This window comes from Rhodobacter capsulatus (assembly GCF_003254295.1).
Classification (GTDB): Bacteria; Pseudomonadota; Alphaproteobacteria; order Rhodobacterales; family Rhodobacteraceae; genus Rhodobacter; species Rhodobacter capsulatus.
Map to the genome: position 1 here is coordinate 253,645 of NZ_QKZO01000005.1, position 20,750 is coordinate 274,394.

Annotated in this window: 19 protein-coding genes; 7 read left to right on the forward strand and 12 right to left on the reverse strand. The window is 65.9% G+C overall.

Annotated elements, in window-relative coordinates; translation table 11 throughout:
- Positions 1-60 precede the first annotated feature (60 nt).
- Positions 61-2,073, reverse strand: coding sequence for an NADPH-dependent 2,4-dienoyl-CoA reductase (locus LY44_RS09405; RefSeq protein WP_055210546.1), 2,013 nt, complete (start codon positions 2,071-2,073; stop codon positions 61-63).
- Positions 2,074-2,355: 282 nt separating this feature from the next.
- On the opposite strand from LY44_RS09405, the gene LY44_RS09410 reads away from it, so the two are divergent.
- Positions 2,356-3,261 (forward strand): LysR family transcriptional regulator, encoded by a 906-nt coding sequence (locus LY44_RS09410; RefSeq protein ID WP_055210123.1) that lies wholly within the window; start codon positions 2,356-2,358, stop codon positions 3,259-3,261.
- Between the two features lie 39 nt (positions 3,262-3,300).
- Here the strand turns inward: LY44_RS09410 and LY44_RS09415 are convergent, their stop codons facing one another.
- Genes LY44_RS09415 through LY44_RS09425 form a run of 3 tightly spaced genes read right to left on the reverse strand, consistent with a single transcriptional unit; the run spans position 3,301 to position 5,671 of the window.
- Complete coding sequence (locus LY44_RS09415) at positions 3,301-4,236, reverse strand: OmpA family protein (protein WP_055210121.1); 936 nt, start codon at positions 4,234-4,236, stop codon at positions 3,301-3,303.
- The gene (locus LY44_RS09420) at positions 4,233-4,946 is read right to left on the reverse strand and encodes a GNAT family N-acetyltransferase (protein WP_055210119.1); all 714 of its coding nucleotides are present in this window, start codon (positions 4,944-4,946) and stop codon (positions 4,233-4,235) included. Before LY44_RS09420 ends, LY44_RS09415 begins: the two co-directional genes overlap by 4 nt.
- Positions 4,943-5,671 (reverse strand): competence/damage-inducible protein A, encoded by a 729-nt coding sequence (locus LY44_RS09425; protein ID WP_055210118.1) that lies wholly within the window; start codon positions 5,669-5,671, stop codon positions 4,943-4,945. Before LY44_RS09425 ends, LY44_RS09420 begins: the two co-directional genes overlap by 4 nt.
- 111 nt (positions 5,672-5,782) lie before the next feature.
- Here LY44_RS09425 and map point away from each other — a divergent pair, with 111 nt between their 5' ends.
- Positions 5,783-6,592 carry a type I methionyl aminopeptidase gene (gene map / locus LY44_RS09430; RefSeq protein ID WP_055210544.1) on the forward strand — a complete coding sequence of 270 codons (810 nt, stop codon included), beginning with the start codon at positions 5,783-5,785 and terminating at the stop codon, positions 6,590-6,592.
- Between the two features lie 97 nt (positions 6,593-6,689).
- On the opposite strand, the gene LY44_RS09435 is transcribed toward map, so the two are convergent.
- The 8 genes from LY44_RS09435 to LY44_RS09470 form a co-directional block, all read right to left on the reverse strand.
- On the reverse strand, positions 6,690-7,910 hold the full coding sequence (locus tag LY44_RS09435) for a phenylacetate--CoA ligase family protein (protein ID WP_055210116.1): 1,221 nt from the start codon (positions 7,908-7,910) through the stop codon (positions 6,690-6,692).
- 80 nt (positions 7,911-7,990) lie between these two features.
- Positions 7,991-8,812: an ABC transporter ATP-binding protein gene (locus LY44_RS09440; RefSeq protein ID WP_055210542.1), complete on the reverse strand. Its 822-nt coding sequence runs from the start codon at positions 8,810-8,812 to the stop codon at positions 7,991-7,993.
- A gap of 49 nt (positions 8,813-8,861) precedes the next feature.
- On the reverse strand, positions 8,862-10,148 hold the full coding sequence (locus tag LY44_RS09445) for an ABC transporter substrate-binding protein (RefSeq protein WP_055210114.1): 1,287 nt from the start codon (positions 10,146-10,148) through the stop codon (positions 8,862-8,864).
- 64 nt (positions 10,149-10,212) lie between these two features.
- Positions 10,213-11,289 carry a branched-chain amino acid ABC transporter permease gene (locus LY44_RS09450; protein WP_055210112.1) on the reverse strand — a complete coding sequence of 359 codons (1,077 nt, stop codon included), beginning with the start codon at positions 11,287-11,289 and terminating at the stop codon, positions 10,213-10,215.
- Between the two features lie 49 nt (positions 11,290-11,338).
- Positions 11,339-11,524, reverse strand: a complete 186-nt coding sequence (locus tag LY44_RS09455; RefSeq protein ID WP_023914491.1) for a hypothetical protein — start codon at positions 11,522-11,524, stop codon at positions 11,339-11,341.
- 163 nt (positions 11,525-11,687) lie between these two features.
- On the reverse strand, positions 11,688-12,674 hold the full coding sequence (locus tag LY44_RS09460) for a branched-chain amino acid ABC transporter permease (protein ID WP_055210110.1): 987 nt from the start codon (positions 12,672-12,674) through the stop codon (positions 11,688-11,690).
- Entirely contained in the window at positions 12,667-13,485 is an 819-nt protein-coding gene (locus LY44_RS09465; RefSeq protein WP_055210108.1) for an ABC transporter ATP-binding protein, read from the reverse strand. The genes LY44_RS09460 and LY44_RS09465 overlap by 8 nt, the downstream gene beginning before the upstream one ends.
- Positions 13,482-15,644, reverse strand: coding sequence for an AMP-binding protein (locus LY44_RS09470; protein WP_055210106.1), 2,163 nt, complete (start codon positions 15,642-15,644; stop codon positions 13,482-13,484). Before LY44_RS09470 ends, LY44_RS09465 begins: the two co-directional genes overlap by 4 nt.
- A 186-nt stretch (positions 15,645-15,830) precedes the next feature.
- On the opposite strand from LY44_RS09470, the gene LY44_RS09475 reads away from it, so the two are divergent.
- The 5 genes from LY44_RS09475 to rnhA all read left to right on the forward strand — a co-directional run bounded on the left by LY44_RS09475 (position 15,831) and on the right by rnhA (position 20,528).
- Positions 15,831-17,735 (forward strand): PAS-domain containing protein, encoded by a 1,905-nt coding sequence (locus LY44_RS09475; protein WP_055210104.1) that lies wholly within the window; start codon positions 15,831-15,833, stop codon positions 17,733-17,735.
- The gene (locus LY44_RS09480) at positions 17,732-18,445 is read left to right on the forward strand and encodes a response regulator transcription factor (RefSeq protein ID WP_055210102.1); all 714 of its coding nucleotides are present in this window, start codon (positions 17,732-17,734) and stop codon (positions 18,443-18,445) included. The genes LY44_RS09475 and LY44_RS09480 overlap by 4 nt, the downstream gene beginning before the upstream one ends.
- A gap of 62 nt (positions 18,446-18,507) precedes the next feature.
- Positions 18,508-19,458: a 4-hydroxy-3-methylbut-2-enyl diphosphate reductase gene (gene ispH, locus LY44_RS09485; protein WP_055210540.1), complete on the forward strand. Its 951-nt coding sequence runs from the start codon at positions 18,508-18,510 to the stop codon at positions 19,456-19,458.
- Positions 19,459-19,464: 6 nt separating this feature from the next.
- Complete coding sequence (locus tag LY44_RS09490) at positions 19,465-20,067, forward strand: LysE family translocator (RefSeq protein ID WP_055210100.1); 603 nt, start codon at positions 19,465-19,467, stop codon at positions 20,065-20,067.
- Positions 20,067-20,528: a ribonuclease HI gene (gene rnhA / locus LY44_RS09495; RefSeq protein WP_023919347.1), complete on the forward strand. Its 462-nt coding sequence runs from the start codon at positions 20,067-20,069 to the stop codon at positions 20,526-20,528. Before LY44_RS09490 ends, rnhA begins: the two co-directional genes overlap by 1 nt.
- The last annotated feature ends 222 nt before the right edge of the window (positions 20,529-20,750 follow it).

The window sequence follows — 20,750 nt, forward strand, 5'->3', positions numbered from 1 at the left end:
CGCTGCCCGCCGAGGCAGTGCCTCGGCCCCCCGGGATATTGGAGCAAGATGAAAGGTGGATCAGAGCCGGGCGCCAAGCCTTGTGCCCTGATCGATCGCCCGTTTCGCATCCAGCTCGCCCGCGACATCAGCGCCACCGATGATGTGCGGCGTGAAGCCCTGCGCCGTCAGCGCCTCGGCCAGGATGCGCTGGCTGTCCTGACCCGAACAAAGCACCACCGTATCGGCCGCGATCAGCGTCGGGTTTTCGCGTCCGGCGCCGAAGCTGATGTGCAGGCCCTCGGGGGTGATGCGGTCATAATTCACCCCGCCGATCATCTTGACGCCCTTGGCCGCCAGCGCGGCGCGGTGAATCCATCCGGTCGTCTTGCCCAGGTGACGGCCGGGTTTTTCTGGTTTCCGTTGCAGCAGCGTTACCGCCCGCGCGGGCGGGGCGGGGGCGGGCTCGGCCAGACCGCCCGGGGTTTGCGCCGGATCGCCGACGCCCCATTCGCGCCGCCAGTCCTCGGGGTGGAGCGTCGGGCTTTCCGTCACGGTCAGGAATTCGGCGACGTCAAAGCCGATGCCGCCCGCGCCGATGACCGCGACCCGCGGCCCGGCCACGGCCTTGCCCGAGAGCAACTCGGCATAGCTGACGGCCAGCTCTTCGCCCGGAATGCCGGGGCGGCGCGGGGTGACACCGGTGGCGATCACCACCTCGTCAAAGCCGCCCAGCGACGCCACCGTCGCCTCGGTATTGAGCCGCAGGCTGACCCCCGCGCGCGACAGCATGGTGGCGAACCAGTCGGTCAGGCCGATGAATTCTTCCTTGCCCGGGATGGTGCGGGCCAGCCGCAACTGCCCGCCGATCTCGGCGTCTTTCTCGAACAGCTTCACCGCATGGCCGCGCTCGGCCGCGGCGATGGCGCAGGCCATGCCCGCGGGCCCCGCGCCGACGACGGCGATGCGTTTCGGGCTTTCGGTGGGGGTCAGCACCAGCTCGGTTTCATGGCCGGCGCGCGGATTGACGAGGCAAGAGGAAATCTTGCCCGAGAAGGTATGGTCAAGGCAGGCCTGATTGCAGCCGATGCAGGGCGCGATTTCCGCCGCGCGGCCGCTGGCGGCCTTGGCGACGAAATCGGGATCGGCCAGGAACGGCCGCGCCATCGAGATCATGTCGGCCTCTCCCGCGGCCAGGATCCCCTCCGCCACCTGGGGCGTGTTGATCCGGTTCGAGGTGATGACGGGGATGCCCACTTCGGGCCGCAGCCGCGCCGTCAGCCAGGAAAACGCCGCCCGCGGCACCGAGGTGGCGATCGTGGGCACCCGCGCCTCGTGCCAGCCGATCCCGGTGTTCAGCATCGTGGCCCCGGCCGCTTCGATGGCCTTGGCCAGAGCCACCACCTCGTCCCAGGTCGAGCCCTCGGGGACCAGATCGATCAGCGAGATGCGGAAGATCACGATGAAATCCGCCCCAACCGCGGCGCGCACGCGCTTCATCACCTCGACCGGCAGGCGCATCCGGTTTTCGTATGACCCACCCCAGTCGTCGGTGCGGCGGTTCACATGGCGGACCAGGAACTGGTTGAGGAAATAGCCCTCCGAGCCCATCACCTCGACGCCGTCATAGCCTGCTTCGCGGGCGCGGGCGGCGGCGGTGGCAATGTCCGCGATCTGCTTTTCGATGCCCTCCGCGTCCAGCTCCCGGGGCACAAAGGGCGAGATCGGCGATTTCACCGCCGAGGCAGACACACATTCCGCCCCATAGGCATAGCGGCCCGCATGCAGGATCTGCATGGCGATCCGCCCGCCCGCGTCATGCACCCGCTCCGTCACCAGCCGGTGGTTGGCGATATCCTGCGGCGTGAACAAACCGGCCGCGCCCGGAAACACCCCGCCTTCGCGGTTCGGCGCCATCCCCCCCGTCACCATCAGCCCGACGCCGCCGCGCGCCCGCGTCGCGTAGAATTCGGCCACCCGGTTCCAGTCGCCGGTCTCTTCCAGGTTGGTATGCATCGAGCCCATCAGCACGCGGTTGGGCAGCACCACATGGCCCAGATCCAGCGGCGCCAGCAGATGCGGATAATGGCTCATCACGTCCTCGCGTTTTGGCTCCGGTTTTCGGCCACCTTACAAGCGCCGCCCCCCCTGTCACGGCAAACGCGACGTCATTGTCTTCATCTTGCCCGAAATACCTCGGGGTGAGCCCGCGAGGGCGAGGGGCAGAGCCCCTTTCGCGGCGCCCCGGGCAACAATCGTTTCCCCGCCTTGATCGAAGTTTGCAATTTCCCCCGTATTGTCCCGTAAGCGTCCAAATTGCGCCCGAATTCAATCCGATGACTTGGGCAAGCGCGAAACATTCCCGATGGGTGACCGATGGACCGTCTGACCGAAATGGAAGCCTTTGCCACGGTGGTGGATCAAGGTGGCTTCACCGATGCCGCCAAGAAGATGGGGATTTCCAAATCGGCCGTGTCCAAGCATGTCTCGGCGCTGGAGGCGCGGCTGGGCGCAAGGCTGCTCAACCGCACCACGCGGCGGGTCTCGCCCACGGAAATCGGGCTCGCCTATTACGACCGCGCCCGGCGGGTGCTGAATGACGCCGGAGAGGCCGATGCGCTGGTCACCTCGATGCAGGTGGCGCCCTCGGGGCTGCTCAGGATTTCGGTCGCGACCGATTTCGGGGTGAACCTGCTGTCCCCGGTGCTGGGCGATTTTCTGCAGGCTTATCCGGAAGTCACCGTCAACATGGTGCTGAACAACCGCTATGTCGAGCTGATCTCGGAAGGGTTCGACATGGCGATCCGGGTGGGCGAGCTGGAGGACAGCACGCTCAAGGCGCGCAAGCTGACCGAGACGGCGAAACGGATGATCGCCTCGCCGCGCTATTTCGAGAAATACGGCCGGCCGACGAAAATCGACGATCTGAACGATCACAAGCTTCTGCATTATTCGAACCAGTCGAACGGCAATGTCTGGAAGATCACCGCGCCTTCGGGCGAGCGGCGGCAGGTGCGCTCTGCGGGCTGGCTGACGGTGAACGATGGCCAGTCGCTGCTGCATGCCGCGATCGCGGGGCTGGGCATCGCTTATCTGCCCAGCTTCCTTTACGCCGATGCGATGAAAAAGGGTCAGGTCGAGGAGGCGATGCCCGATCTGCCGATGGAGACGCTCGGCATCTATGCCGTCTATCCGCCGGGCCGCTTCACCCAGCCCAAGGTGCGGGCCTTCATCGATTTTCTGGCCGAGACCTTTGCCGACAAGGGCCCCGACAACTGGTAGGTTTCCGTTCCTCCCACGGTGCCCTTCCGTCCGGCGCCGTCACCTTGGGGTCGAAGCGAGCACCGCTTCGACCCTTCTGTTTTTCTCGCGCCCCTCGGGCGTCAGGTTCGAGCTCCGCGGCGCAAGCCAGCCCGCCCCCTCGGCGCTCAGCTGCCCGGCAGGCACGCCCAGCTTCTCGATCAGCCGCTTGCGCACCGCCGCGGCGCGATCCCGCGACAGCGCCACATTCGCGGCCAGCGCGCCGGAATTGTCGGTGTGACCGACCAGCGCGATCCGCGCCTCGGGCCGGGTCGCCAGATAATCGGCCAGCGCCGAAAGCGAGGCGAAATCGCCCTCGGCCAGTTGCGAGGCGCCGCTGGCAAAGACCAGATCGTCCAGCGCCACCTTGCCCGCGCGGTCGAGCGCCTTGGCCAGATCGGCGGCGGGGCTCTCGGGTTCCGGGCTGTGCTTCGGCGCGGCCAGATCATTGCCGGGCGTCGCCGGGGTGGTGTCCTCGGCCGTCATCGTCGTCAGATGCACGAAGCCCGATTCCGACGAGCGCGAGACCGTCAGCGCGATCCAGTCATTGCCGTTCTGCGCCGCCAGATAGCGGAAGTCGCCCAGATCGACATGCATCTCGGGTTCCGGGATCAGATCCAGCGCATAGCGGAAATCGAAGCCGCCGCAGGCATCGGTTTCGCATTGATACATCAGGATATAGCCCGCCGCCGCGATCTGGTCGCGCAGCGGCGCCAGGATCTGCAGCGTCGTCTGCTGATTGCCGCGCAGCCGCCAGGCGGTGTCGGACCGCGCCCCTTCCAGCCCGCTGCGCGCCATCGTGTCATTGCGCCACGGCCCGATCGGCAGCCCGTAGGAGGTGGCGGCCCGGGCCCGCTCGGCCGAGATCGCGGCGCCTTGCGGCAGGGTCAGGGCCAGCGGATCGGCCTGCGCGGGCAGGGCGGCCAGAAAAAATGCTGCGCAGAAAAATCGTCTCATCTCCGGGCCTCGCGGCGGTAATGATAGGCGCAGACGGGCTGCATCCCAAGGTCGCGATAAAGCGCCAGCGCCGCGGTGTTTGCCCGGGTGACGACAAGGCTCATGCGCTCGGCGCCCTCGGTCTCGGCCCAGCGGCAGGCCTCGGCCAGGATCGCGCGGGCGAGACCCAGGCGACGAAATTCTGGCGCGACAACAAGCGCATGCAGCATCGCGGTGCGGCTGTGGATGGCGACAAAGGCCGCCCCGGCGGCGCGGTCGCGGCTGCGGCCAAGGACGGCGGCTTTCGGCGTGCGCGCGCGGTCGAAGATCGCCTGCCGCGCCGGGCCGATGCCGTTTTCGGCCCAGATCTCGCGCGCGATGGCCAAGGGCGGCCAATGCGCAAAGGCGGTGACGGGCGGCACCTCGCGGGGCAGGGCGGCCAGATCGGCCGTCAGGATCACCACCGGATCGAAGGCCTCGAAGCCGCGGTCTGCCAGCGCGGCATCAAGGGCGTCCTCGCCGGGGCGCAGCATGAATTTCGGGTCTTGCCCAAGATCTCGCTGCGCAGCGATGGCGGCCGCGATGTCGGCGGTTTCAAACCGTTCGATCAGGCTGGCCGCACTGACCCGAGAGCCGCCGCCCCGGCCTTCGCGGATCAGGAAACCGCCTGCCTGCCGGACCGAGGCGGCGGGCCAGGTGGCGTCGATCACCTCGAACAGCGGATCGCTCATCGACCCTCCGGGAAGGCGGCCTGCAGCGCGGCAAAGGCGGCCTGCAGCGCCGCGGGATCGGTCGCGCGGACGACAAGGTTGGTGCCATATTGCCCTTCGGTGACGAAGGGATAGGAGCCGAAGGACACGGCCGGATGCGCTGCGGCCAGATCGCGCAGCGCATCGGCGATGGCGGCTTCGGCCACCATCATCTGCCAGTTGCGCGACAACAGCGGCTGCCCGCCCGAAAGCCGCGGCAAAAGTCCCGCCACCATCGCCTGAAAGATGTTCGGCACCCCCGCCATGACGTGGCAATTCGCAAGGCTGAAGCCGGGGGCGCCCGAGACCGGATTGTCGATCAGGCGGGCGCCTTCGGGAATGCGGGCCATGCGCAGCCGGGCCGCGGTGAACTCCACCCCGCGGGCGGCGTAATGGGCGGCCAAAATCGCCCGGGCATCTTCGCGCACGCCGATGCTTCGCCCGAAGGCTTCGGCCACGGCCTCGGCGGTGATGTCGTCATGCGTCGGCCCGATGCCTCCGCTGGTGAACAGATGCTCATGCGCCCCGGAAAGCTCGCGCACCGCGGCGACGATGGTCGGGTGATCGTCGGAAATCACCCGGATCTGCCGCAGATCGAAGCCCGCCTTGACCAGTTCGCCTGCCAGATGATGGGCGTTCCCCTCGCGGGTGCGGCCGGTCAGGATCTCGTCGCCAATGATCAGGATCGCGCAGCTGGGATTGGGCATGGGGCTCCTCCTTGGCCACGGTATAAGGGGCTGCGGCCTTGCGGAAAAGCCCGGGTCTGGCCAAGCCGCGTATTTGTGACTATCTAGGGGCCAGCGAACAGGAGAGTGCCCGTGAACGACGCAAGACCCCGCCTGACCAGGGATGGCATCCGCATTTACGACCGTGCCGATTTCGCGGGAATGCAGGCGGCCGGGAAGATCGCGTCGCAGATCCTGGACGAGGTCGCGCCGCTGGTGGTGCCGGGGGTGACGACCGGGGCGCTGGATGATTTCATCCGCAACCGGGTGACGGAGCTGGGCGCCGTTTCGGCGACGATCGGCTATCGCGGTTACAAGCATGCCTCCTGCATTTCGGTGAACCATGTGGTGTGCCACGGCATCCCGGGGGCCAAGGTGCTGACCGATGGCGACATCCTGAACATCGACGTGACGGTGATTCTGGACGGCTGGTTCGGCGACACTTCGCGCATGTATGTGGCGGGCACCTTGACCCGCAAGGCCGAGCGGCTGATTCAGGTCACCCATGACGCGCTGATGCTGGGGATCGAGCAGGTGAAGCCGGGCAACACCTTTGGCGACATCGGTTATGCGATCCAGGCCTATGTCGAGGCGCAGCGGATGAGCGTCGTGCGCGATTTCTGCGGTCACGGGCTGGGCCGGGTGTTCCACGCGCCGCCGAACGTGCTGCATTACGGCCGCAAGGGTGCGGGCGCGGTGCTGGAGGAAGGCATGCTCTTCACCATCGAGCCGATGGTGAACCTGGGCCGCCCGGAAACCAAGGTGCTGTCGGATGACTGGACCGCGGTCACCCGCGACAAGTCGCTCTCGGCGCAGTTCGAACATTCGGTGGGCGTGACCGCCGACGGCTGCGAGATCTTTACCCTCAGCCCGGCGAACCGGTTCCACCCGACCTGGGGCTGAGACGGCGTCGCGCTTGTGACGGGCCGGAGAGGGGGGCGCTGCCCCCGCTGCTGCGCAGCCCCCCGGGATATTTTGCCCAAGGTGAAACGGGGGCGGGTCAGTCGTATTTGCGCAGATCCTCGATCACCTTGCCGTCATTGGGCAGGCTGCCCGGGGCGACAAGCTCGATCGTGGCCTTGAGTTTCAGCGCCGCGACCACGCCCGCGGCGTAGTGCTCGGGGTCGCAGGCCTCGGTTTCGATCCGCACCGTCATTGCATCCATCTCGCCCTCGCGGGTGGCGATGACGCGGGCGCGGGTGACCTCGGGATGGGCGGCGACGAAGGCCGCGACCTGTTCGGGGCGCACGAACATGCCCTTGATCTTCGTCGTCTGATCGGCGCGGCCCATCCAGCCCTTGATGCGCAGATTGCTGCGCCCGCAGGGCGAGACCCCGGGTAGCACGGCGCTGAGATCGCCGGTGGCAAAGCGGATCAGCGGGTAATCGGGGTTGAGCGTGGTGACGACGACTTCGCCCACCTCGCCGTCGGGGACCGGATCGCCGGTGCCGGGGCGGACGATTTCGACGATCACGCCCTCGTCGACGATCATCCCCTCCAGCGCCGGGGTTTCATAGGCGATGTTGCCCAGATCGGCGGTGGCGTAGCATTGCAGGCAGGCGATGCCGCGCTCGGCATATTCCTTGCGCAGGCTCGGGAACAGCGCGCCCCCGCCGACCACGGCGCGGCTGATCGTCAGCGGCTCGTTCATTTCGGCCGCCTTGTCGAGGATGACCTTGAGGTAATCGGGCGTGCCTGCGTAAACCGTCGTGCCGATATCGACGGCGGCGCGGACCTGCAGCTCGGTCTGGCCGGTGCCCGCGGGCAGGACGGCGGCGCCGACGGCCCGGGCGCCGGATTCGAAGATCATCCCGGCCGGTGTCAGGTGATAGCCGAAGCAGTTCTGCACGATGTCGCCGGGGCCGACGCCCGCCGCATGCAGGAAGCGCCCCATCCGCCACCAGTCGGCCGAGGTTTCGCCCGGTTCATAGATCGGGCCGGGGCTTTGGAAGATATGCGCGAAGCCGCGCGCGGTGCGCGGCGTCATGCCGCCGAAAGGGGGGGATGTCTTCTGCGCGCGGCTCAGGTCGGATTTGCGCAGCACCGGCAGTTTCGCCAACGCCTCGCGCGAGGTGATCGTGGCCGCATCGACGCCGCCCAGATGCGCCGCCAGCCCCGGCGCCGAGAGCGCCCGTGCCACCGCCTGCGGCAGATCGCGGGTCAAGGCAGCGGCGCGTTCATCGGCGGAACGGGTTTCCAGAACGTCGTAATAGCGGCTCATCGCGGCGCCTTTCTGCGGCTTGTCCGAGGATTGCTGCGATGCAGAATGCTGCGCAGCAAATGTTGCAAATCAGGGGGTTGTCAAGCAAGCCAGCGCTTGCGGCGGCGGTAGGAACGCACGTCGCGGAAGCTTTTGCGGCCGTCATCCGACATGCCCAGATAGAATTCCTTCACATCCGGGTTTTCGCGCAGTTGCGCCGCCGGGCCATCCATCACCACGCGGCCGCTTTCGAGGATATAGCCGTAATGCGCATAGCGCAGCGCGACGTTGGTGTTCTGCTCGGCCAGAAGGAAGGTCACGCCCTCGCCCTCGTTCACCGCCTTGACGATTTCAAAGATCTGCTCGACCAGCTGCGGCGCCAGCCCCATCGAGGGTTCGTCGAGAAGGATCGTTTCCGGCCGCGACATCAGCGCCCGGCCCATCGCCACCATCTGTTGCTCGCCGCCCGAGGTGTAGCCCGCCTGCGATTTGCGACGTTCCTTCAGGCGGGGAAAATAGGTGTAGACCATCTCCAGATCGCGCGCGATCGCCGCCCGTCCATCCTTGCGGGTATAGGCGCCGGTGAGCAGGTTTTCCTCGACCGTCAGATGTTCGAAGCAATGCCGCCCCTCCATCACCTGGATGACGCCCTTGCGCACCAGATCGGCGGGGGACATGTCCTGCACCCGCTCGCCGCGATAAAGGATCGACCCCTTCGTCACCTCGCCGCGTTCGGAGTGCAGCAGGTTCGAGATCGCTTTCAGCGTCGTCGTCTTGCCCGCGCCATTGCCGCCCAGAAGCGCGGTGATCCCGCCCTTGGGCACCGACAGGCTGACGCCCTTCAGCACAAGGATGACGTGGTTGTAGATCACCTCGATGTTGTTCACTTCAAGGAGCGTCTCGGTTTTGGCGGCATCGAACATGGTCATCCTCCGGGGCGAAATCCCCCGGCCCGAAGGCCGGGGGCGGGACTTACTTGCAGCGCTCGGCGATGCCGGATTCCTTGGCGAAAGCGGCCGAGTCTTCGGCGATCAGCGGATCGAGCACTTCGGCATCGGCCGCGATCCACTCCGAGACGGCGGACCATTTCTTCGCCGAGGCGTCCCATTGCAGGATCATCGCCGTGCCCGGGCCGCCGTGATCGGCGCAGCTGGCGGCGATCGGCTGGGCAAAGCCCGGCAGGCCAAGATCGGTCAGACGCGCCTCGGTCAGGTTCAGGCTCTCGAAGCCGTCACGCACCTCCTCGGGTGTCACCGCCGCCTTGCCGGTCTTTTCCTGCGCGGTGCGGATCGCCTCGGAGATGATCATCGCCGCATACATCCCGCGCGAGTAAAGCACGGTGCCCAGCTGATCGCCCGCGCCCGCGGCCTTGCCCGCGTCGAAGACATGCTTCTTCAGATCGGCATAGATCGGATACTCGGCGCCGACGCCGTGGAAGCTGATCGACTTGTAGCCGTTCGCCCCCGCGCCCGCCGGGCCGACATCGTTTTCAGAGCCCGACCACCAGATCCCCATCATGTGATCCATCGGGAACTTGATGTTCACCGCTTCCTGAATCGCGACCTGGTTCATCACGCCCCAGCCATACATGATCACGTAATCGGGCTTTTCGCGGCGGATCTGCAGCCATTGCGATTTCTGCTCCTGCCCGGGCGGATCGACCGGCAGCAGCGTCAGGGTGAAGCCGTGCTTCTTCGCCAGCTCTGCCAGCGTGCGGATCGGCTCCTTGCCATAGGCGGAATTGTGATAAAGCAGCGTGATCTTCTTGCCGGTCAGATCGCCGCCCTGCTCCGCCATCATGTATTTCACCGCGACCGAGGCGCCGTCCCAGTAGTTGGCCGGATAGTTGAACACCCATTCGAACACCGCGCCATTGGCGGCCGAGGTGCGGCCATAGCCCGGGGTGTACAGCACGTGCTTGTCGGCCGTGACCTTCGGGATCAGCTGATAGGTGATCCCGGTCGAAAGCGGGTTATAGGCCAGAGCCGCCTGGCCCTTGGTGCTTTCATAGCATTCGACGCCCTTTTCGGTGTTGTAGGCGGTCTCGCATTCCGGCACCGCCACCTTTTCGCCGCCGATGCCGCCGTCGCGTTCATTCAGAAGCGTGAAGTAATCGGCGAAGCCATCGGCATAGGGGATGCCGTTCGCGGCATAGGAGCCGGTGCGATAGCTCAGGTTCGGCACCGTCAGATCGGCCAGCGCGGGGCCGGTCGTGGCCAGCATGGCCGCCGCCGCAAGGGCTGCAAAGCTCTTTTTCATACGTCTCTCCTCCCAGTAACGTATTGATTTTTCGTGGCCGGTTGCCCGGGTCTTTCCCGGCCCCTCAATGCGGGAAGGGCCAAAGTCTCAGTTTTTCCTTGGCGATGCGCCAGATCTGCGCCAGCCCGTGCGGCTCGACGATCAGGAAGACCACGATCAGCGCGCCGACGATCATCAGTTCCAGATGCGCGGCGACATCGGTCGGCCAGCCGAGGCCGCCGACCAGCACGTTTTTCAAAAACACCGGCAGCAGCACCAGGAAGGCCGCCCCGGCGAAGGAGCCGAAGATCGAGCCGAGCCCGCCGATGATCACCATGAAGAGGACGAGGAACGATTTGTTGATCCCGAAGGCCTCGCCCACCTCGGCCGCACCAAGATAGACCGAGAACAGCAGCGCTCCGGCGATGCCGATGAAGAAGGACGAGACGGCAAAGGCGGTGACCTTGGCCGAGAGCGGGTTGACCCCGATGATCTCGGCGGCGATGTCCATGTCTCGAATGGCCATCCATTTGCGCCCGACCGTGCCGCGCGTCAGATTGCGCGCCATCAGGGCGACAAGTGTCAGGATGACGAGACAGAACAGGTATTTTGCCGCCGCGCTTGTCTGGGCCCCGGTGATGAAGATGCCGAACATGGTGCGGTCGGGCGCGGTGATCTGGCCGGACGCGGAATAGTTGTAAAACCACGGCACCTTGTTGAAGAGCCAGACCAGAAAGAACTGCGCGGCCAGCGTCGCGACGGCGAGGTAGAAGCCCTTGATCCGCAAGGACGGCAGGCCGAACAGCACGCCGACGCAGGCGGTGATGCCGCCCGCCAGGATGACATGCAGGAAGATCGGCACCTCGGGGAAGGCGGTCATCAGCTTGTAGACCGCATAGGCGCCCACCGCCATGAAGCCGCCGGTGCCAAGGCTGACCTGCCCGGCATAGCCGACAAGGATGTTGAGCCCGATCGCCGCGATCGCATAGATCAGGAACGGCACGAAGACCGCATTCGCCCAGTAATCGTCGATGACGAAGGGAACGACGCCGTAAGCCACGGCCAGGGCTGCGAAATAGCCCATTCGGTCCAGACGGATCGGAAACGTCTGGCTGTCGGCGCGGTAGCTTGTCTTGAAATCGCCTGCTTCGCGGTAGAACATCAGAGCCTCCCCCCGGCGATGGTGCGGGGAAGGCTGCTGTCTGCCCCCGTCAGATGTCGCGGCGCACGCGCATCCAGGACCAGAGGCCGGCCCCGGCCCCGAAGGCCGCAAGGATCATGTTGATGGTGCGGGTCGAGGTCGGCTCGTCCGGCGGTGCGGCCAGCGCGATCCAGCCGAAGGTCAGGGCAGAGGCCCAGCCGATGGTGAAGGCGACGGAACAGGCTTTTCTGGTCATCGATATGGGGCCCCCCGTCCCCGGGCGCCTCCTCAACCGCAAGGGGCGCGTGATGCAGTGCGTGTCCCCGGCAGGAATCATCCCAGCGCGCCGGATCGCTGACAGAATGTCGCACCTTGCCCCTCCATTCAACCTTAATCTGCGTCAAAGTGTCCATTTTAGTTTACACCCTCTCGATGATCCGCTCGCCGAACAGGCCCTGCGGCCGGAACACGAGGAAGATCAGCGCCAGCACATAGGCGAACCAGTTTTCGGTGGCGCCGCCGATCATCGGACCGATGAAGAACTCGAACAGTTTCTCGCCCATGCCGATGATCAGCCCGCCGACGATGGCGCCGGGGATCGAGGTGAAGCCACCCAGCATCAGCACCGGCAGCGCCTTGAGCGCGATCAGCGAGAGCGAGAATTGCACCCCGGATTTCGAGCCCCACATGATCCCGGCGACGAGCGCGACAAAGCCCGCGATCGACCAGACGAGGATCCAGATGAAGCGCAGCGAGATGCCGACCGAAAGCGCCGCCTGATGGTCGTCGGCGACGGCGCGCAGGGCGCGGCCCTGTTTCGAATACTGGCTGAACACGGTCAGCGCCGCCACCAGCGCCACCGAGACGACGGCGGCGACGATGTCGAGATTGTCGATGAAGAAGCCATAGCCGAACCAGGCGCCGGTCAGGCTTTCCACCGTCTCGTTGATCCCCTGCGGCAGGCCGACATCCAGCGTCTTGATGTCGGCGCCCCACATCACGTCGCCGAAGCCTTCGAGGAAATAGGCCAGCCCGATCGTCGCCATGAACAGGATGATCGGCGCCTGATTGACCAGATGCTTCAGCACCAGTTTCTCGATCGCGATCGCCATGCCCACCATCACGCCGATGGTGAGCAGGATCGCCAGCACCGCGGGCACCTGCCAGCCGAAGCTTTCCAGATGGCCGCCGGTGACGGCGTTGATCAGATGCGCGAAGGGCACCTGACCGTTCTGGATGCCGACCAGCGTCAGCGCCGCGAAGAGCGCCATCACGCCTTGCGCATAGTTGAACACGCCCGAGGATTTGTAGATCAGCACGAAGCCAAGGGCGACAAGCGAATACATCACCCCGGCCATCAGCCCGTTCAGCGCCGCTTCCGAGGCATAGGTCAGTTGCTCAAGCATGGGCCACCCCCAGATAGGCGTCGATGACGTCTTGGTTGTTGCGGACTTCCTCGGGCGGGCCGTCGCCGATCTTGCGGCCATAATCCATCACCACCACCCGGTCGGACAGATCCATCACCACGCCCATGTCATGTTCGATCAGGACCGTCGTCGTGCCGAATTCGTCGTTCACATCGAGGATGAAGCGGCACATGTCCTCTTTTTCCTCGACGTTCATCCCGGCCATCGGCTCATCGAGCAGCAGGATTTTCGGCTCCGCGGCCAGCGCCCGGGCCAGCTCCACCCGCTTCTTCAACCCATAGGGCAGGCGCCCGACCGGCGTTTTTCGAATATTCTGGATTTCAAGGAAGTCGATGATCTTTTCGACTTTTTCGCGATGCTCGTCTTCCTCGGCGGCGGCCTTGCCCCACCAGAGCGCCTGGCTGAACAGGCCCGACTGCATCAGCGTCAGCCGCCCGGTCATGATGTTGTCCAGAACCGACATGCCATCGAACAGCGCGATGTTCTGGAAGGTGCGGGCAATGCCCAGCCGCGCCACCTGATAGGGGCGCATCGGGCCGCGTTTCTCGCCGCGGAACCAGACCTCGCCCTCGGTCGGCACGTAAAAGCCCGAGATCACGTTCAGCATCGAGCTTTTGCCCGCGCCGTTCGGGCCGATGATGGCGCGGATCTCGCCTTCGCGGATGTCGAAGCTGATGTCCTTGATCGCCACCACGCCGCCAAAGCGCAGCGTGATGTTGCGCAGCTCCATCAGCACCGGGCCGATCCGGCGGCCGTCGGGGGTGGTATAGCCTTCGCCCATGTCCTTCATTCCGCGGCCTCTTTCTGCAGATGCGCCTCGGGCGCGACGGTGGCATCCTCGATGCGGAGCGTGGCCCTGATCGCCCCCTTGCGTCCGTCCTCGTAGGTGACTTCGGTTTCGGTGGTGATCCTGTCCCGCCCGTCATAGAGCGCCGCGATCAGATCGGCGTATTTCTCGGCGACGACATTGCGGCGGACCTTGCGGGTGCGGGTCATCTCGCCGTCATCGGCATCGAGTTCCTTGTGCAGGATCAGGAAGCGGTGGATCTGGCAGCCCGAGAGCATCGGGTCTTGCGCGACCGAGCGGTTCACCGCGTCGATATGGTCGCGGATCATGCCGTAGACCTGGCTGTGACCGGCCAGTTCCTGATAGGACGCATAGGCGATGTTGTTGCGTTCCGCCCAGTTGCCCACCGCGTTCAGGTCGATGTTGATGAAGGCGGTGCAACGGTCGCGATCCTTGCCGAAGACCACGGCTTCCAGGATCGAGGGATAGAATTTCAGCTTGTTTTCAACGTATTTCGGCGCGAAAAGCCGCCCGTCCGCCATTTTCCCCACGTCTTTCGCGCGGTCGATGATGCGCAGATGCCCGGTGCCCGGTTCAAAGAAACCGGCGTCGCCCGTCGCCACCCAGCCTTCGGCATCCTTGGTCGAAGCTGTGCTCTCGGGATTTCTGAAATATTCGACAAAGGTTCCGGGCGAGCGGTAAAACACCTCGCCCGTCTCGCCGATCTTCACCTCGACGCCCGGGCTGGGCACCCCCACCGTATCCGCCCGCACCTGTCCGTCGGGTTGCTGGGTGATGAAGACCGAGGCCTCGGTCTGGCCGTAAAGCTGTTTCAGGTTGATGCCCATCGAGCGGTAGAACTCGAAGATCTCGGGGCCGATCGCTTCGCCCGCGGTATAGGCGACGCGGATGCGCGACAGGCCGAGCGTGTTCTTCAGCGGCGAAAAGATCGTCACCTCGCCGGTGCGATAGTCGAAGTAATCGCGCAGCGGCTGCGGATAAAGGTTCAGCAACGGGCCGCGGGCGTGGAAATGCTTGCGATGCTCCAGCGGGTGGCGCAGCCGCACCAGCGCCAGCCGCAGCGCATTTTCCACCATCGTCTCGACCGAAAAGCCGATCCCCATCGCATAGCGCCAGGCCCAGCGCCAACGCCGCCGCAAGGTGGGTTTCGAGCGTTTCACCCGATACCGCGGCATCCCGTAGGTTTCCCCGGTGGTCTTGGCGAAATCCATGAAATGCTTGAACAACCCGTGCTTCAGATCGCCCGCGTCCTCCATCCGGATCATCACGTTCGTCAGCATGGTCTCAAAGATCCGCGGCGGGGCAAAGAAATAGGTCGGGCCGATTTCGCGCAGGTCGGTCATCATCGTCGCCGGGCTTTCCGGGCAGTTCACGCAGAACCCGGCGACCATCGCCTGACCGATGGAAAAGATGAAATCGCCCACCCAGGCCATCGGCAGATAGGCCAGCACATCCTCGTCGCAGCCCAGATGGTCAAAGGCGACCGAGGCGCGGGCGGTCTCGATGATGTTGCGGTTCGACAGCACCACGCCCTTCGGCTTGCCGGTCGTGCCCGAGGTGTACAGCATCACGCAGGTGCTGTCCGCGGTCAGCTCGGCGATGCGTTTTTCCAGCTCGCCTTCATAGCGGAAATGCCCGGCTTTCCCCTCGGCCACGATATCGGCCAGATGGTTCATCCGGGAATGGTCGTATTTCCGCATGCCGCGCTTGTCGGTATACATGACATGCTGGATGTGGTGGATGCGGTCCTCGACCTCGACGACCTTGTCGACCTGTTCCTGATCGCCGCAGACGACAAACCGGGCGCCGCAGTGATCGAGCACATAGGCCATCTCCTCGGCCACCGCGTCCTGGTAAAGCGGCACCGGCACCGCGCCCACCATCTGCGCTGCCACCATCGCCCAGTAATGCGCCGGACGGTTGCGCCCGATGATGGCGACGTGATCGCCGCGCTCGACACCAAGGCTCAGGAACCCCATCGCCATGGCGCGGATTTCCACCGCCGCCTCGGCCCAGGTCCAGACCTGCCAGATGCCGAATTCCTTTTCGCGATAGGCGGGACGGCTGCCATACCTTTCGACGTTCAGCGCCAGAAGCGCCGGGATCGACTGCGCCGTCGCCCCCTGATCCTGATCTGCCATTCTTCCCCCCTGCGCCGGCGTTCCGGCGTGCGGGGCCGCGACTCTCTCCCGGCGCGACCCCCGGGATCGAAACTTGCGGTGAATAGTTTCCGGACTTTTGCCCAAATCTTGCGAATCCTTTCCGGTTGAATCCGGTGCTTGCGAAGCGCGCAGAAGGTGCTAGCGATGGGGCGGGGAGGACGGGCGATGACCGAGGATGCGCGGGCACGGCTGACGCAGGCGGGGCTCAATCTGATCGGGCAGGCGCTGTCGATCTTTGACAGCGATCTGCGGCTGGCGGTCTCGAACCGGCAGTATCAGCTGATGTTCGACCTGCCCCCGCATCTGACCGAGCCGGGTACCGGCTTTGCCGACACGATCCGCTGGCTGGCCGAGCGCGGCGATTACGGCGCCGTGGGCGAGATCGACGCCTGGGTGGCGGCACGGGTCGAGCAGGCGCGGACCTTCACCCCGCATTACATGGAGCGGCAGCGCGCCAATGGCCGGACCATCGCGGTCGAGGGCGCGCCGCTGGCCGAGGGCGGCTGGATCACCGTTTACACCGACATCACCGAGACGAAGCGGCAGGAGGCCCTGCTGCATGCCCGCTCCGAGGAATTGTCGGAACAGGTTCTGACCCATGCCGCGCAGCTGGCGGCGGCAAACCGGGAGCTGGCGGCGACGAATGCCGCGCTCGAGGAGGCGCAGCGCGAATTGCGCCGCACCGCCGCGCGGATCCGGCAGGTCACCGAGATGATGCCCGCCCATATCGCGCATATGGGCGCGGATTTCGTTTATACGTTTTCGAACCGGCGCGTCACCTCGGTGATGCCGGGCTTGCGGGATGATCCGGTCGGCCATACCGCCGCCGAGGTTTTGGGCGAGGACACGTTCCGGCGCATCCTGCCCGGGTTCGAGCGCGCCTTCGCGGGCGAGGCGAATGTGATCGAGATCACCCATGAACCCTCCGGGCGGCGGATCCGCATCGCGCTGACGCCGGATCGGGGGGCGGGCAACGGGGTGCAGGGGGTCTATATCCTGTCCACCGACGTGACCGCGGAAAGCCAGGCCCGGGCGGCGCTGGCACAGGCGTCCAAACGTGAACTGGCGGCGCAGATCACCTCGGGGATGGCGCATGATTTCGCCAATCTGCTGACGATCATCCTCGGCCTGCAGGGGCGGCTGATGCGGGTCGACGGCCTGCCGCCCGAGGGCCGCGACGCGGTGCGCGCGACGCTGTCGGCGGCGCGGCGGGGGGGGACGCTCTTGGACCGGATCGCGGCGATTTCCGGCAAGCGCGAGTTGCGGCCGCAGGCGGTGAACCTGCCCGCGCTGATCGCCGATCTGGTGACGATGGCGGCGCCGACGCTGGGCGCCGCGGTGCTGGTCGATCTTGACATCGACGGTCTGGCCGCGCCGATCGTGCTGGACCCCGGGCCGTTGCAGGACAGCCTGCTCAACCTGCTTTTGAACGCCCGCGATGCGATGGGGCCGCGCGGCGGGGCGATCCGCATTGCCGCGCATCCGGTGCGCGACACCTGGGTCGAGATCCATGTCACCGACACCGGCCCCGGCTTTTCGCCCGAGGCCCTGGCCCATGCGCTCGATCCCTTCTTCACCACCAAGGGCGGGCAGGGCTCGGGCCTGGGTCTGTCGATGGTCTATGACCAGACGAAGCTGGCGGGCGGCACGGTGCGGATCGAGAATTGCGAGCCGGGCGCCTGCGTGACCCTGCGCCTGCCGCTGCGTCTGGCGGAAACCGACGCGACGCCGATGCTGGTGCTGCTGGTCGAGGATGACCCCGACATCCGGCTTTCGGTGCGCGAGATGCTGCGCGGCCTCGGCCATTCTGTGCTGGAGGCGGGCAGCGTTGACGAGGCCGAGGCGCTTGCCGCCCTGCCGGAAATCGGGCTGGTTCTGTCCGATATCCAGCTGGCGGGTGCGGGCACCGGGATCGACCTTGCGCATCATCTCTCGGGCCGGGTGCCGATGCTGCTGATGACCTCGCTGCCGCCGGGCAGTCGGCTGCGCGCCGCCGCGCCCTGTCCGGTGTTGCAAAAACCCTTCGTCGCGGCGGAGCTGGCCGCGCTGATTGCCGGAGTGCGCCGATGACTGCCCCCCAAGCCCCGCTTGTCGCCGTTCTGGACGACGAACCCGAGATCCGCCGTATGCTGGTCGATGCGCTGGAGGAGGCCGGGTTTCGCACCAGCGCCTATGCGCGGGCGACGGAATTCGAGGCCGGGCTGAAGCGCAGCCAGCCCGATGTCTGTCTCGTGGACCTTGGCCTGCCCGACCGCGACGGTCTGGCGCTGGTGCATCGGCTGGCGCTCGAATCGGGGGCGGCGATCATCATCATCTCGGGGCGGGCACAGGTGCAGGACCGGGTGACGGGGCTGGAACTGGGCGCCGATGACTACATCATCAAGCCCTTCGATCCGGCCGAGGTGGTGGCGCGCATCCGCGCCCGCTTGCGCCGTCCGCGCTCCGAAGCCGCTCCGGCGGCGCAGGTCGCGGTCTTTGCCGGCTGGAAGGCCGCCTTCGACCGCTATGTGCTGATCGACGCGCATGGCGCCGAGACGCCCTTTTCCCATGCCGAGGGAGAGGTCTTGCGGCTGTTTCTTGAAAGCCCGAACCGGCTGATTTCGCGGGCGCAAATGCAGGAGAGCCTGGGCGGCGCGGCGGGGGAAAGTTTCGACCGGGCGATGGATGTGCGGATCTCGCGGCTGCGCACGAAGCTTTGCGAAGACCCGAAGAACCCGCGGCTGATCAAGACGATCTATGGCGCGGGCTACATCTTTCTGGGCGAGGTGCGCTGGGCGTAAACGGGTCGCACTTTACGGCGGGGCTGCGCGGCATTACCTCTGGACCCGTGAATACGGAGCGCATCATGAAACCTGCCCTTACCCTTTACCTTGCCGCCCCCCGTGGCTTTTGCGCGGGCGTCGACCGGGCTGTGAAGATCGTCGAGATGTCGCTCGAGAAATGGGGGGCGCCGGTCTATGTGCGCCACGAGATCGTGCACAACAAATTCGTGGTCGATACGCTGGCGGCCAAGGGCGCGGTTTTTGTCGAGGAGCTGGACGAATGTCCGGTCGATCGGCCGGTGATCTTTTCGGCGCATGGCGTGCCGAAGGCGGTCCCCGCCGAGGCCGAGCGGCGCAACATGATCTATGTCGATGCCACCTGCCCGCTGGTCTCCAAGGTGCATCTGGAAGCCGAACGCCACGCCGAGGACGGTCTGCAGATCGTGATGATCGGCCACCGCGGCCACCCCGAGGTGATCGGCACGATGGGGCAACTGCCCGAGGGCGAGGTGCTCTTGATCGAGACCGCAGCCGATGTGGCGACGCTTGAAGTGCGGGACCCGGAAAAACTCGCCTGGATCACCCAGACGACGCTTTCGGTCGATGACACGGCCGAGGTGGTGGCGGCGCTGCAGGCGCGGTTCCCCGCGCTCGTCGGTCCGGGCAAGGATGACATCTGCTACGCCACGACGAACCGTCAGGCGGCGGTGAAGGTTCTGGCCGAAAAGATCGAGGCGCTTCTGGTCATCGGCGCGCCGAATTCCTCGAACTCGAAGCGTCTGGTCGAGGTGGGCCGGAACGCCGGTTGCGCGGTGTCGCATCTGGTGGAACGCGCGTCCGAGATCAAATGGGAGGCGCTCGAGGGGCTGACGAAAGTGGGTCTGACCGCGGGCGCCTCGGCGCCTCAGGTGCTGGTCGACGAGGTGATCGAAGCCTTCCGCGACCGCTACGATCTGACGGTGGAGCTTGTCGAGACCGCGAAAGAGCGGATAGAGTTCAAGACCCCGCGGATTTTCCGCCACGACAATTGAGGTACCATGTCCCCCGAGTTCCTGTTCACGGCTTTCATCGTCTGTCTGGTTCCGGGAATCGGGGTCGTCTACACCTTGTCCTCGACGCTGGGGCAGGGGTTCCGCGCGGGGGTCTGGGCCTCGCTTGGCTGCACCATCGCGACGCTGGTACATCTGGCCGTCGCGCTGGGGGGCTTGGCGGCGGTGCTGCACACCTCGGCGCTGCTGTTTCAGACGATCAAATATGCGGGCGTGGCCTATCTGCTTTGGATGGCCTGGGGCACGCTGAGGGGCACCGGCGGGCTGGCGCTTGAGGCCGCGGCGCCGCAATCGGTCGGGCAGCTGGTGTGGCGCGGGATCGTGCTCAATCTGCTCAATCCGAAGCTGCCCTTGTTTTTCGTGGCCTTCCTGCCGCAATTCATGGCGGTGAATGACGGGCCTTTCGTGATGGCGGAACTGGGCGTGGTCTTTGCCGTCCTCACCTTCCTGACCTTCATCGGCTATACCGCGCTGGCGGCTTCCGGTCGGCAGGCGATCCTGAGCCGCCCCGCGGTGATGGCCTGGATGCGCCGGGCCTTCGCGGCCTCTTTCGCGGCGCTGGGCGTCCGGCTGGCCTTCGAGCGCGCCTGATGTCGGATCTTTACGCATGGACGGACGGGGCTTGCAGCGGCAACCCGGGGCCCGGGGGCTGGGGCGTGCTGATGCGCGCGATGGCGGATGGCAAGATCCTGAAACAAAAGGAGCTTTCCGGTGGCGAGGCGGATACGACCAACAACCGCATGGAGCTGATGGCGGCGATTTCGGCGCTCGAAGCCCTGACCCGTCCCACCGCGCTGACGATCACCACCGACTCGGCCTATGTGAAGAACGGCATCGAGAGCTGGATGCACGGCTGGAAGCGCAACGGCTGGAAGACCGCCGACAAGAAGCCGGTGAAGAACGTCGATCTGTGGCAGCGGCTGGATGCGGCGCAGGCGCGCCACAAGGTGGTCTGGAAATGGATCAAGGGCCATGCCGGGCACGCGGAAAACGAACGCGCCGATGAGCTGGCCCGGGCGGGCATGGCGCCTTACAAACCGGCAAAGGGCTGAGCGAAACGGTGTTTCGGGCGGATCAGGAAAAGCACCGCTTTTCCCCGCCCGTCGCCACCCCGCCTGCTGCAAGACCGCATCCCCGAGCACAACAGAGGCCAGCGTCCCGCCCCGGCGGCGCGAAAGCGCCCGCCATTGGCGGGGCGGGCGCTGGCCGAGTGCCTTTGGGCCCTCGGCGGTTTCGGGGCCGCTGTTCCGCGTGACCTCGGCGATGGCCTCGGT

Bases quoted from the DNA above. Each gene is read 5' to 3' on its own strand.
- LY44_RS09405 (WP_055210546.1), bottom strand. From the start codon at position 2,073: ATGAGCCATTATCCGCATCTGCTGGCGCCGCTGGATCTGGGCCATGTG.
- LY44_RS09410 (WP_055210123.1), top strand. From the start codon at position 2,356: ATGGACCGTCTGACCGAAATGGAAGCCTTTGCCACGGTGGTGGATCAA.
- LY44_RS09415 (WP_055210121.1), bottom strand. From the start codon at position 4,236: ATGAGACGATTTTTCTGCGCAGCATTTTTTCTGGCCGCCCTGCCCGCG.
- LY44_RS09420 (WP_055210119.1), bottom strand. From the start codon at position 4,946: ATGAGCGATCCGCTGTTCGAGGTGATCGACGCCACCTGGCCCGCCGCC.
- LY44_RS09425 (WP_055210118.1), bottom strand. From the start codon at position 5,671: ATGCCCAATCCCAGCTGCGCGATCCTGATCATTGGCGACGAGATCCTG.
- LY44_RS09435 (WP_055210116.1), bottom strand. From the start codon at position 7,910: ATGAGCCGCTATTACGACGTTCTGGAAACCCGTTCCGCCGATGAACGC.
- LY44_RS09440 (WP_055210542.1), bottom strand. From the start codon at position 8,812: ATGTTCGATGCCGCCAAAACCGAGACGCTCCTTGAAGTGAACAACATC.
- LY44_RS09445 (WP_055210114.1), bottom strand. From the start codon at position 10,148: ATGAAAAAGAGCTTTGCAGCCCTTGCGGCGGCGGCCATGCTGGCCACG.
- LY44_RS09450 (WP_055210112.1), bottom strand. From the start codon at position 11,289: ATGTTCTACCGCGAAGCAGGCGATTTCAAGACAAGCTACCGCGCCGAC.
- LY44_RS09455 (WP_023914491.1), bottom strand. From the start codon at position 11,524: ATGACCAGAAAAGCCTGTTCCGTCGCCTTCACCATCGGCTGGGCCTCT.
- LY44_RS09460 (WP_055210110.1), bottom strand. From the start codon at position 12,674: ATGCTTGAGCAACTGACCTATGCCTCGGAAGCGGCGCTGAACGGGCTG.
- LY44_RS09465 (WP_055210108.1), bottom strand. From the start codon at position 13,485: ATGAAGGACATGGGCGAAGGCTATACCACCCCCGACGGCCGCCGGATC.
- LY44_RS09470 (WP_055210106.1), bottom strand. From the start codon at position 15,644: ATGGCAGATCAGGATCAGGGGGCGACGGCGCAGTCGATCCCGGCGCTT.
- LY44_RS09475 (WP_055210104.1), top strand. From the start codon at position 15,831: ATGACCGAGGATGCGCGGGCACGGCTGACGCAGGCGGGGCTCAATCTG.
- LY44_RS09480 (WP_055210102.1), top strand. From the start codon at position 17,732: ATGACTGCCCCCCAAGCCCCGCTTGTCGCCGTTCTGGACGACGAACCC.
- LY44_RS09490 (WP_055210100.1), top strand. From the start codon at position 19,465: ATGTCCCCCGAGTTCCTGTTCACGGCTTTCATCGTCTGTCTGGTTCCG.
- rnhA (WP_023919347.1), top strand. From the start codon at position 20,067: ATGTCGGATCTTTACGCATGGACGGACGGGGCTTGCAGCGGCAACCCG.